Source organism: Sulfitobacter sp. SK011 (genome assembly GCF_003352065.1).
In the GTDB taxonomy this organism is placed as follows: Bacteria; Pseudomonadota; Alphaproteobacteria; order Rhodobacterales; family Rhodobacteraceae; genus Sulfitobacter.
Genome location: NZ_CP025803.1, coordinates 556984 through 571046, shown reverse-complemented (window position 1 = coordinate 571046; position 14063 = coordinate 556984). Strand labels below are relative to the sequence as shown.

Genomic DNA, 14063 nt, shown 5'->3' with positions numbered 1-14063 from the left:
AATAGGGTAGCGCGTCGGGTCAACGGGGCTGATGCAAAATTTATTTTCATGGTCTCTATATGAGAATAATTCGCAACTAAGTCAATCTAGTTGCGAATTATTCTCAATCTCGATTGGCAGTCAGAACGAGATATCAAACCGTGCGCCCTGTTCCGACGGTACAAATACAATCTTGCCACCGTGCGCGCCCAGCAATGCTTGCGCAATTGGCAAGCCCATGCCCGTACCCCCTTCGGTCCTCGTTGTGGTGAAAAACGGATCAAACAACCGCGACTGGTTGCCGGGGGCCACGCCTTGGCCATCATCTGTGACCCGCAGAACCCCGTCAGCCCAACTTAGATCAAGGCTTGACGCCCCGTGACCTGCTGCGTTCTGTGCAAGCTGGGTCAGTACCGCCCGCAGATCATCCGCCGAAATGGGCAATGTGCCACCTTGCATGACATTTGTGTTGATACCAGTGAGCGTTGCCGCCACCTCGGCAAGATCCGCCTGCCCTCCCGCACGTTCCAGCCCTGCGGCGGCATGGGCGCGCATATCGCTCAGCAAATGTTCCATCCGCGTCGCTGCTTCTTCAATCGTTGCGGCCAGCACAATACGGTCCTGTTTGTTCACGTCGCCCTGCAGCAATTCTGCCGCCCCGGAAATGGCGGTGAGCGGTGATTTAAGCTCGTGGGTCACGTGGTTTGCATAGGCCCGCAAGCCAGAGGCGCGGTTGTGCAAGGTATCGCCCATATCAATGACACTTTGTCCCAACTCGCTGAACTCCGGCGTGCCAAAATGCACCGGCAACGGCGCATCCACCCGTCCGGCCTTCATGGCGCGGGCATGGGCCGTCAGCGCATAAACCGGTCGCAACACCAGACGCCACAGCAGAAAGCCAAGGATTGTCGTCGACAGAATTGCCATCCACGCAATCAGCCAGGCGGTTTCTGCCCAACCCAGCACATTTCCAGCAACCCTGAAATACCCGATACCAATAAGCGGCACGCCCAGCACGGCCGCCAGAGTGCCCCCCACCACCAAGGCCAGGGGCGGGCGCCATTTGCGTCTCACGCGCTGCGGCATGGTCCCATCCTGATGCCAACGCCATGTATTGTCTCGATCGCATCAGCGCAGCCCGCATCCGCCAGTTTGGCACGTAAATTGCGCAGATGGCTGTCCACCGTTCGGTCCGAGACATGAATATGCGCGCCATAAACGGCGTCGGTCAGCGAAGGCCGAGGAACAACCTGATCGGGCCGCGTCATCAAATGGTTCAAAATGCCCATCTCGCGCGCAGTCAAGGCAACCGGAACCCCATTCACGAGACACCGATGGCGCGCCGGGTCAATTGCCAGGCTACCGGTCTGCAGCACAGCCTGCCCGTTCGTATTGACCGGTCCCGCGCCGCTGCGCTTGAGGATCGCTTTGATCCGGGCGACCAGTTCGCGGGGTGAAAACGGCTTGGTCACGTAGTCATCGCCGCCCAGTTCAAACCCCAAAACGCGGTCGATCTCGTCATCGCGCGCCGTCAGGAACAGAACAGGCGTCTGGTCGCTGACCCGCAATGTGCGGCAAACCTGCAGCCCGTCCATTTCCGGCAATCCGATGTCCAGCACGATCAAGTCAAATCGCCCGGACCGAGCCTTGGCCAATCCTTCGGTGCCATCTCCAGCCTCACTGGTTTGCATTCCCGCCTGTCGCAGGGCGATCGAAATCACGTTCCGGATGTGTGGATCATCATCAACAATCAGAATGTGCGACTTCACGGGGCGACCTCGGCTTGCATGTCCCGCAGGCTACTCAGGGCGCGCCAATTGCGAAAGCCCCATTCGCGCCAGTCTTGTGGGGCTCTGACCCGGTATCGTGCGTGGCAAAGGGGTCGGCCAAGCTTCAATTCATGTGCTGCAATGATTGGCTGGGCCGCATCGCCCAGCCAGCACAGGTGATAGGTGTCGCGTTGCACCGGATGGCTCAGATTGTAGCGCGCGATCACCGCATCGAAACTGACCAGCGCACAGACATACAGCACAACACCCGCCATTGCCCCGCCGCGCAGCATCAGCCAGCCGTTGCGATGCCGCCGCCAGACCTGCCAAAGGATCAACGCCAGCCCCCCTGCGACCAGACCCATCCAGATCGCGGCGGCAACCCGCAGATGCGTCAGACCATACACCTCAACGTAAAGCTCAAGGCGCACCAGTGAACTGACCACCAGCATCACGTTTTGGGCAACCCAAAACATCAACAAGGCGCGAAGCATCCGATTGCCGTCGGTCCAGCGTCGCGTCAGCAGGGCAAATCCACCCGCCAGCAAGGCGGTGATCACCAAAGGATAAGCGCCCCGATGCGCATATTCGGCATAGGTAATGCCCTCTGGCAGGCCCACGCCGCCATAAAGATAGATCACATCCATCGCGGTCTGTAGCGCAAAGACAGCGTTGAACAAAACCAAGGCCCGCGTCACCGATGCCGGATTGATGATGCCCTGCCGCGCTGGGCCCATCTTGTGGGCACGTGGCACGGCCCGCAGACGCTCACGCATTTTTGTCAGCGATAGGGCCGTCCAGATCACCGGCAGCAGGCAAAGCCAAAAGAGCAGCCTGTCTTCATTTGGCAACGCGATGTCTATGCGCCAAACCGCATCCGCCCAGCCTTGGGCAATCGGGTTTGCCTCAAGCAACAACAGCAAAAAGACCAGCCCAAGCGTGATGGGCACCAGCCACCCCATCAGCATCCGCTGAACCAGCGCGGCCAGGCCGGCACCATCTTTGTGTCGCAGCATATGCGCGCCATCATCAAATGTTTGCCGCAAACCCATTGGCCATAACCGCAACGCACCGCCGCCAAGTTCCGCCGGGTTCAACCCCGCCAGCAGCGCCAACATCGCTGAAACGCCACAGATCGCGATCAACAGTGACAGGGGCTGCACAAGCTCGACCAACGGCAACAACGCTAACACGCTGCCGCCCGCCACCAGACCAAACCTTTGGCCGCTGATCTGTTTCCCGGCAACCCATAACGCCGCCACCACAATAGCCGCACCAAAAACCGCCAGCGACAAGCCTGGCAAAACCTGCCAGACCAACACATCGCCGAGCGCAATCAAGGGTATCAGCAGGGCAAGCCGCCCCGTTTGCGGTGTTTTTGACGCGGCCTCTGGATCCCGCGTGTCGGCCCGAGTGTTGCCATCCATCCACCAACCATCCTGCTGCATTGCCAATGGCACGCCCCGGATCAAAAAAGTTTTCATATTTCACTGCCCTCATTGTCATATTTCTGACCTTGGTTCTGACAATCTGATGTGCAGGATCCGGGGCGCGCGTGTGCATTTTTCGCGCAAATGACATCGCGGCAGTGCGCGGCAGAGGCATTGCCAAAGGGGGCGTTTGCGTGGCACTTTGGATACCTGACCGACCCGGAGATGCCCCATGGCCACCCAGATCACCACCGCCCAATCCGCTGCTGCGACCACAACGCAGTCGCATCTGCCGCAAGTGACAGAACCCCGTAATCCGGGCATGCCTCTTGATATGGATTGGGTCCGCACGGTGCAGGCGAATACATCTGCCATCGAACGGCGCGCGGCATCGCTGCCTGCGCGCAGGTCCGTAAAAAAACAGCATCAGGCGGCGTGGCTGTTGCGTGCAATCACCTGCATTGATCTGACGACGCTGTCTGGCGATGACACCGCCCGCCGGGTTGCGCGCCTGTGCGCCAAGGCCCGTCAACCGGTGGCACCAGCCTTGCTTGATGCCCTTGGGATGGGGCCGATCACCACGGGTGCGGTCTGTGTCTATCATGAGATGATCCCGGCCGCGAAAGCCGCCCTGAGCGGTACCAATATTCCCATCGCAGCTGTCTCAACGGGCTTTCCGGCGGGGTTGTCGCCGCTGGAACTGCGGATCAAAGAGATTGAAATGAGCGTGGCCGCAGGGGCGTCTGAGATCGACATCGTCATTTCGCGGCGGCATGTTTTGTCGGGTGATTGGCAGGCGCTCTATGACGAAATGCAGGCTTTCCGTGTCGCGTGCGGTGATGCGCATGTCAAAGCGATCCTTGCCACGGGCGAATTGGGCAGCCTGCGCAATGTCGCACGGGCATCGCTTGTTTGCATGATGGCCGGTGCCGATTTCATCAAGACCTCAACCGGCAAGGAAACGGTGAACGCGACGCTACCTGTCAGCCTCGTGATGATCCGCGCCATCCGCGACTATTATGACCGCACCGGACTGCGCGTTGGGTACAAACCTGCGGGCGGCATTTCCAAGGCCAAGGATGCGATCACCTATCTTGCACTGATGAAAGAAGAACTGGGGGACCGGTGGTTGCAGCCGGATCTCTTCCGGTTTGGTGCCTCGTCCCTGCTCAATGACATTGAACGGCAACTTGAACACCACATCACCGGCAACTATTCCGCCGGGTATCGCCACGCGACAAGCTGAGGGCTGTAACATGACCATTTCCGACATCTTCGAGACCATGGACTATGGCAAGGCCCCGGAATCAGCCGCTGATGCGCTGGCTTGGCTGGTTGATATGGGCGACCGCTTTGGTCATTTCATTGATGGGGCCTTCACCGATCCAGGCAATGGTTTTGACAGTAAGAACCCGGCGACCGGCGAGGTGCTGGCAACATTAACCCAAGCCACACAGGCGGATGTGGACGCCGCCGTAAAAGCCGCAAGGAAAGCGCAACCCAAGTGGGGGAAACTTGGCGGTCACGGCCGCGCGCGGTATCTCTATGCGCTCGCAAGGCTCTTGCAGAAGCACAGCCGCCTCTTTGCGGTTCTCGAAGTCCTCGACAATGGCAAGCCGATCCGCGAGGCGCGTGATATCGACGTGCCATTGGCGCAACGGCATTTTTACTACCACGCGGGTATGGCACAGTTGATGGAAAGCGAACTGCCGGATGCAGAAGCTCTGGGTGTCTGCGGTCAAATCATCCCGTGGAATTTCCCGCTGCTGATGCTCGCATGGAAAGTCGCACCTGCCTTGGCGATGGGCAATACAGTGGTGCTGAAACCTGCTGAATACACATCTTTGACCGCCCTGCTGTTTGCAGACATCTGCCGTCAGGCGGGCCTGCCCAAGGGGGTGGTGAACATTGTCACCGGTGATGGCACGGTGGGCGAGATGATCGTGAATTCAGATGTCGACAAGATTGCCTTCACCGGCTCCACCGCCGTGGGCCGCCGCATCCGCGAGGCAACGGCTGGCACCGGCAAGGCGCTCACGTTGGAGCTGGGCGGGAAATCCCCTTATATCGTGTTTGACGATGCCGATCTGGATTCCGCTGTCGAAGGATTGGTTGATGCCATCTGGTTCAATCAGGGGCAGGTCTGCTGTGCCGGATCTCGCCTGCTGGTGCAGGAACCCGTTGCCGATACTTTCTATGCCAAATTGCGGGCCCGAATGGGCAAACTGCGCGTTGGTGATCCTTTGGATAAATCCATCGATGTGGGCGCTCTGGTGGATCCGGTGCAGTTGAAATCGATCAGCGATATGGTCAGCGCCAATACGGCTGGCGAAAAATTCGTGGCTGACACGGCGATGCCCGGACAGGGATGTTTTTATCCTCCGACGCTGATTACCGGACTGAACCCCGCTGATACGCTGATGCAGGAAGAGATATTTGGCCCTGTGCTGGTTTCGACCACCTTCCGCACCCCGTCTGAGGCCGTGGAACTGGCCAACAACACCCGCTACGGGCTGGCGGCAACGGTCTGGTCCGAGAACATCAATCTGGCCCTGGATATCGCCCCGAAACTGGCCGCGGGCATTGTCTGGGTCAATGGCACCAACCTGATGGACGCCGCAGCCGGGTTTGGTGGCGTGCGCGAAAGCGGGTTTGGACGTGAAGGTGGTTGGGAAGGTCTGGCGGGATACACCCGTCCCAAGGGCCAGCAAAAGCCGCTGAAGCTGATCGAGCCGATGGCAGGTGACGGCACCCCTGTCGATCCGATCGACCGCACCGCGAAACTCTACATTGGCGGCAAGCAAGCGCGTCCCGATGGCGGCTATTCCGCGCCGGTCTGGGGCAAAACCGGTGCTTTGCTGGGGCATGCATCGCTTGCCAATCGCAAAGACGTGCGCAACGCGGTTGAGGCGGCGCATGCGGCAAAGGGTTGGTCCAAAACGACCGGGCATCTGCGCGCCCAAATCCTGTATTACATCGCCGAAAACCTTGCCGCCCGGGCCGACGAATTCAGTCACCGACTGGATGCGATGCAAGGCGGAAGGCACGGCAAAAACGAAGTCGAAGCCAGCATCAAACGCCTTTTCACCTATGCCGCATGGGCCGACAAATTCGATGGGCAGGTCCACGGCGTTCCGATCCGGGGTGTCGCGATGGCGATGAAAGAACCCGTTGGTGTAATTGGCGCAGTTTGCCCCGCCGAGGCCCCCCTACTGGGTCTGATTTCGTGCATGGCACCGGCCATCGCGATGGGCAACCGGGTGGTGCTTGCCGCCTCTGAACCGTTCCCCCTGTCCGCTACTGATTTTGCGCAGGTGATTGAGACTTCTGATGTGCCCGCAGGCGTGGTCAACATCCTGACCGGCCCGCAAAGCGACCTTGCAGAGGCGATGGGCCGTCACATGGATATCGATGCAGTCTGGTGTTTTGGGGCCGCCGACTTAAGCAAAACAATTGAACACGGCGCAGCGGGCAATCTGAAACGCACATGGGTCAACCATGGCCTTGCGCGTGACTGGATGGGGCAAGCGGGCGAAGGGCGGGCATTTCTTGAAGCCGCGACAGAGGTCAAGAATATCTGGGTACCCTACGGGGAATAAATCCAGGTCCAGGCTGGCAAATAAATGCAAAACGGCCTTGGCCTTCTCAAAGCCAAGGCCGTATTTCGCACAGTAGATTCCCCATTAACCAATGGTCGTACGGCATCAATTCCCGGCAGTGGTTTCAAGACCGACCGGCTGACCCACCACCACAAAATGTAACCCCTCAGGGTCAAGCAACTCGTCCGCCAGGCGTTTCACATCATCCAGCGTGACCGCCTCAACCTTTTCGTTGCGGGTCGCGATGTAATCAATCGGCAGCCCCAGCATCTGCATTCCAACGAGGATGCTGGCAATCGGACCATTGCCATCAAAACGCAACGGATAAGACCCGGTAATAAAGGTCTTGGCATCGCGCAGTTCCGTTTCTGTCACGCCGTCACGGGCCAGCTTGGCCCATTCATCGCGGATCACGTCAATGGCGTCAGCGATCCGGTCATTGGCCGAACTGACCGACCCCATATAAGTCTCTGCCAAATCGCGGGGCACCAGGTATGAATAGACCCCATAGGTCAGCCCGCGCTTTTCGCGCACCTCATTCATCAGGCGGCTTTCAAAGGAACCACCCCCTAGGACATGATTAAGGATGGTGGCCGCGAAAAAGTCCGGGTCGCTTTGTTTGATCCCTTTTTGACCAAACAGCGCCACAGATTGCGGTGTGGCAAAATCCACCACGGTGACACCGGGTGGGATGGTGACCTCGGCACGCGGCGGCATTGGCGCACCTGTTTGAGGCAGATCGCCCAACAGATCATCCATCAGTACCCCAAGTTCTTCGGGCGTAATGTCCCCGACGGCACCAATGTAAATGCGGTCACGTGCCAATACCGCATCATGCGCTGCAATCAGATCATCACGGGTCAGCGCCGCAACGCTGTCCAGTGTTCCGTTGAGCGATGAGGCATAGGGGTGATCGCCAAATACGATACGATTGAAGGTTTCGCTGGCGATGTCATCAGGGTCCTTTTGATCCGATTGGATGATTGACAAAACCTGCCCCCGCACCCGATCAATGGCTTCCTGATCAAAGCGCGGCTCTTGCAAAGCGGCCCGCAACAGCGCGACAGACGCCTCTCTGTTCTCCGTCAAAAACCTCGCTGAAATCGACAGGGAGTCACTTGAGACTTCAAATCCAAAGCTTGTGGCCAGCGCCTCGGATGCGCGGCTGAACGCGCGCGCGTCCATGTCGGCGGCCCCTTCCTCAAGCAATCCGGTCATCAGATTGATGGCACCGCGTTTGCCGGGCGCATCCAACGAAGCACCACCGCGAAACCGCAGTTCCAACGCGACAAATGGGATCGTATGTTCCTCAACCAGCCAAGCGGTCAGGCCACCGGGGCTGGTGACCGATTGAATGTTCACCTCTGCACGGGCCGGCAATGCCGCGATCATCATCAGGAAAAGTGCCGTTAACACTCTCATTGCGCTGCTCCCTCTTTCATTAACCATCCGGTGACGGACGCACGGCGGTCAAAAACTGCGGCAGCGGCCTGCATGATATCGTCAGCACTCACAGCTTCGAGGATCTTGGGCCAATCCTGCACGTCGCTTACTGTCAATCCGATGGCCAGCGCCCGACCATATCGGCTGGCAACCTGATCTGCATTGTCGCGCGCATAGATCTGTTCTGCGCGGATCTGCAACTTGATCCGGTCCAACTGCTCTGCATCGACGCCTTCCTGCATGAAAGCGGTCAGCGCCTCATCCAGGGCATCTTCGGCATCCTGCAGGCTGGTGCCAGCGGTCGGGACCACGACCAGATCAAAGGTCGTGTCATCCAGCGCTGTCCCATTGTAGAAAGCACCGGTATAGGTCGCAATTTGCCTGTCAAACTGCAGCTTTTCGGTCAGGTAGGATGTCGTGCCACCCCCTAAAATCTCGCTGAGTATGGTCAGGGCGGCCGCCTGTTCCTGCGCGCCCGTGTCACGCTCTGGCGCAAGGTAGGACCGGCTGACATAGGGCTGCGCCACCCGTGCGTCCCGAAACAGCAAACGGCGTTCTGCGGTTTGCGGAGGCTCCTCGGTCCGCAGCCGTGCCGGCAATTCAGGATTGGCAGGGATCACACCATAGTATTTTTCGGCGAGTGCTTTCACCTCGTCCGGCCTCACATCACCGGAAACCACCAAAATCGCATTATTGGGGGAATAGTAGAGCCCATAAAAAGACAGCGCATCTTGCAGATCAAGCTGCTCCATCTCATGCTTCCAGCCGATAATAGGTGTGCCATAGCGATGGTTGAGGTATTGGGCTGCTTTCAGTTGTTCATTAAACAGCGCGCCGGGACTGTTTTCAGTGCGTTGGTTGCGTTCTTCCAGGATGACATCGCGTTCCGTTTCGATGTTCTCTGGCGTCAGACGGATGTTTTTCATCCGGTCGCTTTCCATCTGCATCATCAGTTCCAAACGGTCCGCCGCGACCCGTTGGTGATAGGCAGTAAAATCATAGCTGGTAAAGGCATTGTCACGTCCGCCATTGGCCGAAACCGTTGCCGAAAATTCGCCCGATTCCATCTTGTCCGTCGCCTTGAACAGCAAATGTTCCAGAAAATGCGCAACGCCCGACGATCCTTTTGGTTCATCAGCAGACCCGGCACGGTACCAGACCATCTGTTGTACCACCGGTGCGCGATGATCTTCGACCACCACCACGTCCATGCCGTTTTCCAGGGTAAAATATGTCACGGCTTCGTTGTCGCTCGCGAAAGCGCTGACAGGCACAAGGACAAAGGCCATCAGGGCCGCAAAAATCGGCGATCGGAACATCATCAATCCTTTGGTGTATAACATTGAAAGGTAGGTACGCCGTTGCACCCCACATTCAACCCACTGCGCAAAAAAGTGAGCAGGCAGGCGCTCACCAATTGCTGTTTAACGGATAGCAGGTGGCGAGGAAGGCGTGCGTGCACCCGCGCGGCGCCAACGTGCGGCCTCAACCTCAGCATTCAGCGTTTGACGGCGATAGACTTTGGCATAATTGTCGGTGGGGAAAATGCGGTACTGGGTAAGGCGCGCCTTGCGCCTGCGGAAATCAGCATCCGTTTCGGCCAATTGCTGTCGCACACCCGGCGTCACACCCAATCGGCTGGCATGTTGCACCAATGCACCGTCGCTTGCGGGAATACCACCGCCTGCGGCTTCGGGCCGGCCCCCAAATGCCGCAATCCCTTCATTCAGCGCTGAACGATCTGTGAGGTTCGCCTGACCCGGTGTTGGCGGAGGCAGGCTGGCGTAGCTGTTTGGTGCCTCAAGGGCTTTGACAGGGGCCACCCGGAACTCATCGGGACCGCTTGAATTCGTACGCAGGTCTCTCAACCCGGTGCTGGCACATGCCGCAAGGGTCAGGGGGATCAGGACTAATATGAGCGTACGGCGCATGGGTCGTCTCCTTTGGGTCTGCCCCTCAATATCGCAGGCAGGTGGTCAATGTCACTGTCGTTTTTGCACAGCGCTTTTCGGAGGTGCCTTTTTGTCGGTTGTGAACAACACCAAGCCCAACGCACCCGCAAAGATAAAGATGTCGGCAATGTTGAAAACAAACGGATTATTGATGCCGCAACAAGACATATTAAGAAAATCAAGCACATAGCCATAGATCAGCCGATCCGCCACGTTACCAAGTGCCCCGCCCACCAGAAGGCCACCACTTATTTGCGCCCAGAACCCTTGTTCTGATCGTCGCAGCCACAGGGTAACAGCAAGACAAATAACCAACGCGAGGACGATCAAGAACCAGATGCTGACGCCATCGCCAAGGCCAAAGTTGATGCCCCGATTTTCGCCATACCGAAAATTCAGAACAGGCGGCAACACGTCAATCGACCGAATGCGGGCCAGTTCCATCATGTGGATCACCACATATTTGCTGGCCTGATCGATCAGAAAGGCGGCAAATCCGGCCCAGATAAAATTGCGCATCTGTTGCCCCTCTTAGTGCCGAAAGTGGCGCATGTTGGTAAAGACCATCGCCAGACCAGCCGCGTCCGCAGCCGCGATCACCTCGTCATCGCGCATCGACCCGCCCGGTTGAACAAGTGCCGTTGCCCCCGCCTCTGCTGCGGTGATCAACCCGTCAGCAAAGGGAAAGAACGCGTCAGATGCCACAACAGACCCTTGTGTCAAGGGGGCCGGCAGGCCCATCGCCTCGGCCATGTCCTGTGCCTTGCGGGCCGCAATTCGGGTGCTGTCGACGCGGCTCATCTGGCCCGCGCCCACGCCGACTGTGGCGCCATCTTTGACATAAATAATCGCATTGGATTTAACGTGTTTCGCAACCGTCCAGGCAAAAAGCAAATCGCTGAGCTCTTGGTCAGAGGGCGCGCGCTTGGTCACAACTTTCAGATCATCACGGGTGATCCGACCCACATCCTTGTCCTGCACCAGATATCCGCCCGACACCTGCCGCACCGCCAGCTTTGCCAGTGTGGGGTCAGCCAACCCATCTGTGGTCAGTAACCGAAGATTCTTCTTTTTGCCAAAAATACTCATGGCGTCTGCATCAGCACCGGGCGCAATCACAACTTCGGTGAATATCCCGCTGATGGCTTCCGCAGTTTCACCGTCAAGGATTTGGTTCAAAGCGATGATGCCGCCAAACGCCGAGGTGCGGTCACAATCAAAGGCGCGCGTGTAGGCCTCGATCATGGTGCTGCCCGTTGCAACGCCACATGGGTTGGCGTGCTTGATAATCGCGCAGGCGGGGCCGTTCGCGGGTGCAAATTCGCTGACCAGTTCAAACGCCGCATCGGTGTCGTTGATGTTGTTATATGACAGCTCTTTTCCCTGATGCTGGGTGGCCGTTGCCACGCCGGGGCGGTCACTGCCATCGGTATAGAACGCCGCGTGCTGATGGGGGTTTTCGCCATACCGCAAGGTTTGCGCCAAGGTTCCGCCAAAGGTGCGGCGGCGCGGTGTTTCACTGACCTGCTCTGCCATCCATGTGCTGACCGCTGTGTCGTAGGCCGCCGTGCGGGCATAGGCGGTCTGGGCCAGACGTTGGCGCAGGGCATAGGTCGTCTGACCGGCATGGGCATCCAGTTCGGCAATCACCTGAGAATAATCTTCCGTATCGACCACAACAGTCACAAAGCCATGGTTCTTGGCCGCTGATCTGATCATCGCCGGGCCACCGATGTCGATGTTCTCAATAACCTCAGGATAGTCCGCCCCCTTGGCCACCGTCGCCTCAAACGGATAGAGGTTCACCACCACCAGATCAATTGCGCCAATGCCATGGGTGTCCATCGCGGCCAGATGATCCTTGTTGTCGCGCAGGGCCAGCAACCCGCCATGCACTGCGGGGTGCAATGTCTTGACGCGGCCGTCCATCATTTCCGGATATCCGGTCGCATCTGCCACATCGCGGACATCAAGCCCCGCATCGCGCAATGCCTTGGCCGAGCCACCCGTGCTCAGCAATTCAACCCCATGCGCCGTCAGAGCCTTGCCTAGATCAATCAATCCGGTCTTGTCAGATACAGAAAGCAGGGCGCGTTTGACGGGGTGCAGGTCGGGCATGGGCAGAGGTCCTCTGGTCAGTCTTCTTCGGCATAAGGATCGTCTCGTGACAGATCCCGCACGCCAATCGCAGTTTCCTGCGCTTTGGACAAGGACCACCTGACCCGTGTGGCATAGGTAAATGCCATTCCGGTCAAAATAATCTGTTGTGCAGCACGTGGTTTCAGCCGCGTGGTTTCCAGATAGACGCCTGCTTCGAGTTTGAGATTATGTGTGCCGTCATGGCGGAACACCCATATTTCACCGCTCTTGAGCGCCATAGAGATCGCAGCACCGCCCAGATCGAGGGTCGCATCGACGTCAGGGTGCAGATGAAACCGTATATCAAACTGAATGCCTTTCAACTTGCCGGCATCCAGAGCGCGGTCAAAACGCCTCTTCTCAACGTCCTCCAACGCCAGCAGCATATCCTCACCCGCCAGCCCACGCCCATCCAGCGTTAACTCAAGCGTCCGCGCATGGGTCAAACCATGGGTCGCGACATATCCGTTGTGACCGCCTTGAAAGCGAATGCCGTCGGACATCTGGCTGATCTCGACGGGCACATGGGTCGCCGCATCAATCAGCGCCTCATGACCGGTGTGGCGATCCGGTTCGGCAAGCCGGGCACTTGAATAGCCCCCCAAAGACAGCGTTGAATGTGACGGTGTGGCCCGACCTGCCCTGCGCCAATCGGCACCAAAGGACGCGCCAGAGCCACAGTTGACCACCAGGGGCCTGCGCCCCGAGGTCAGTTCAAAAGCGAGCGTTGAGGCATGGGCGTTGTCAGACGCTGCACCCGACGGCGGTGTTTCCGCGTCGATGATCACGCTGGTGCGGCCCGCCGACAGTCGCGCATACCCCATGGCCAGCCCGTCTGGCTGAGTGGCCCGTACATTGGACGCCGCAAGCGCATGATCCAACCACCCCTCAGCGCCGCGGCCGCCGCCATGAAACCGTGCCAGGGCACCATCGGCGTGCCGCAGGCTGCGCAGGGTGGGTGCGATGCGTTCGATGGCTTCAAGATGTTCCTTGGGCGCACCACGGCCCGCATCACTCAGCGCCGCCGCAGCCCATGTGAGAAGCGTGAATACAGCAAGCAATTCTTCGGGGTTGCGTGTCGGCAAACCGCCTTGGTTGTCTATTTGCGATGTGCATTCGCGCGCCAAAGCCTTGATGGCCGGATCGGCCAGCGATTCCTGCCCCTCAAGCGACAAGCCCGCGTAAATGAGGCCCGTCAACGCCTCAAACCTCGGCAATCCGGGGGCGGCCCCGCGCCAGCGCCGTGACAAGAACTGGGTTTGCTGTTCCAACGAGCGATAGAACGCTTTGCTTTGATCCGATTCCTGCCCGCGCAGCACAAAAAGCGCGTGATTGATCCAGCGGATCAACCGGCGCCCCGTCAGATCAGGTGTCCATCCCGGACCCTTGCCCTTGCCATAAATGTCAATCCAGGCCCACAGCCAGTTTTGTGCCGCAGTTCGTGCTGCAACGTCGCCGACAGCGGCCAGATCGTCCATCCACGCAAACCCGTGAATTTCTTCGGCATATGCCGCATCAGGCGGTTCCACATCCCAGATGGACGTGCCCGGTTCGTTCAATAATGTCCCTGCAAACAGGTAATTGCCTGCCACCAACTGCCGCCCACGCGCATAGGACCCGATGGTGCGGGGTTCCGGCGAGGATACAAATCCTTTGACCTGCGCACGGGTACGGGTTGCGACCTTTGCGTGCCACAGATTGAGAAAACGCGCTTTGCGCGCCTTCAGACTGGTGGTGTTTAACATATGTGCT

The 14063-nt window shown here is 58.6% G+C and carries 11 protein-coding genes; 2 read left to right on the top strand and 9 right to left on the bottom strand.

Translation table 11 applies throughout. The features are described from left to right. Window positions 1–120: 120 nt before the first annotated feature. From C1J02_RS02735 to C1J02_RS02725, 3 genes are read right to left on the bottom strand one after another with little or no spacing between them, the layout of a single operon-like run. Window positions 121–1065: a HAMP domain-containing sensor histidine kinase gene (locus tag C1J02_RS02735; RefSeq protein ID WP_114877042.1), complete on the bottom strand. Its 945-nt coding sequence runs from the start codon at window positions 1063–1065 to the stop codon at window positions 121–123. Continuing rightward, window positions 1050–1748, bottom strand: a complete 699-nt coding sequence (locus C1J02_RS02730; RefSeq protein ID WP_114877041.1) for a response regulator transcription factor — start codon at window positions 1746–1748, stop codon at window positions 1050–1052. Before C1J02_RS02730 ends, C1J02_RS02735 begins: the two co-directional genes overlap by 16 nt. Continuing rightward, window positions 1745–3232, bottom strand: coding sequence for a DUF4173 domain-containing protein (locus C1J02_RS02725; RefSeq protein ID WP_114877040.1), 1488 nt, complete (start codon window positions 3230–3232; stop codon window positions 1745–1747). The genes C1J02_RS02730 and C1J02_RS02725 overlap by 4 nt, the downstream gene beginning before the upstream one ends. 178 nt (window positions 3233–3410) lie before the next feature. Here C1J02_RS02725 and deoC point away from each other — a divergent pair, with 178 nt between their 5' ends. Together deoC and C1J02_RS02715 are read left to right on the top strand one after the other, a co-directional pair. Then, window positions 3411–4424 carry a deoxyribose-phosphate aldolase gene (gene deoC / locus C1J02_RS02720; protein WP_114877039.1) on the top strand — a complete coding sequence of 338 codons (1014 nt, stop codon included), beginning with the start codon at window positions 3411–3413 and terminating at the stop codon, window positions 4422–4424. A gap of 10 nt (window positions 4425–4434) precedes the next feature. Continuing rightward, a complete protein-coding gene (locus C1J02_RS02715; protein ID WP_114877038.1) occupies window positions 4435–6777 on the top strand; it encodes an aldehyde dehydrogenase family protein in 2343 nt (780 codons plus the stop codon). A 105-nt stretch (window positions 6778–6882) separates the two neighbouring features. On the opposite strand, the gene C1J02_RS02710 is transcribed toward C1J02_RS02715, so the two are convergent. The 6 genes from C1J02_RS02710 to C1J02_RS02685 form a co-directional block, all read right to left on the bottom strand. Then, on the bottom strand, window positions 6883–8199 hold the full coding sequence (locus C1J02_RS02710) for a pitrilysin family protein (RefSeq protein ID WP_114877037.1): 1317 nt from the start codon (window positions 8197–8199) through the stop codon (window positions 6883–6885). After that, complete coding sequence (locus C1J02_RS02705) at window positions 8196–9539, bottom strand: pitrilysin family protein (protein WP_254693262.1); 1344 nt, start codon at window positions 9537–9539, stop codon at window positions 8196–8198. The genes C1J02_RS02710 and C1J02_RS02705 overlap by 4 nt, the downstream gene beginning before the upstream one ends. A gap of 105 nt (window positions 9540–9644) precedes the next feature. Further along, a complete protein-coding gene (locus tag C1J02_RS02700) occupies window positions 9645–10151 on the bottom strand; it encodes a DUF3035 domain-containing protein (protein ID WP_114877036.1) in 507 nt (168 codons plus the stop codon). A 51-nt stretch (window positions 10152–10202) separates the two neighbouring features. Next, window positions 10203–10691: a signal peptidase II gene (gene lspA / locus C1J02_RS02695; protein WP_114877035.1), complete on the bottom strand. Its 489-nt coding sequence runs from the start codon at window positions 10689–10691 to the stop codon at window positions 10203–10205. A 12-nt stretch (window positions 10692–10703) separates the two neighbouring features. After that, window positions 10704–12290: a bifunctional phosphoribosylaminoimidazolecarboxamide formyltransferase/IMP cyclohydrolase gene (gene purH / locus C1J02_RS02690; RefSeq protein WP_114877034.1), complete on the bottom strand. Its 1587-nt coding sequence runs from the start codon at window positions 12288–12290 to the stop codon at window positions 10704–10706. Between the two features lie 17 nt (window positions 12291–12307). Next, complete coding sequence (locus C1J02_RS02685; RefSeq protein ID WP_114877033.1) at window positions 12308–14056, bottom strand: heparinase II/III family protein; 1749 nt, start codon at window positions 14054–14056, stop codon at window positions 12308–12310. Between the last annotated feature and the right edge of the window lie 7 nt (window positions 14057–14063).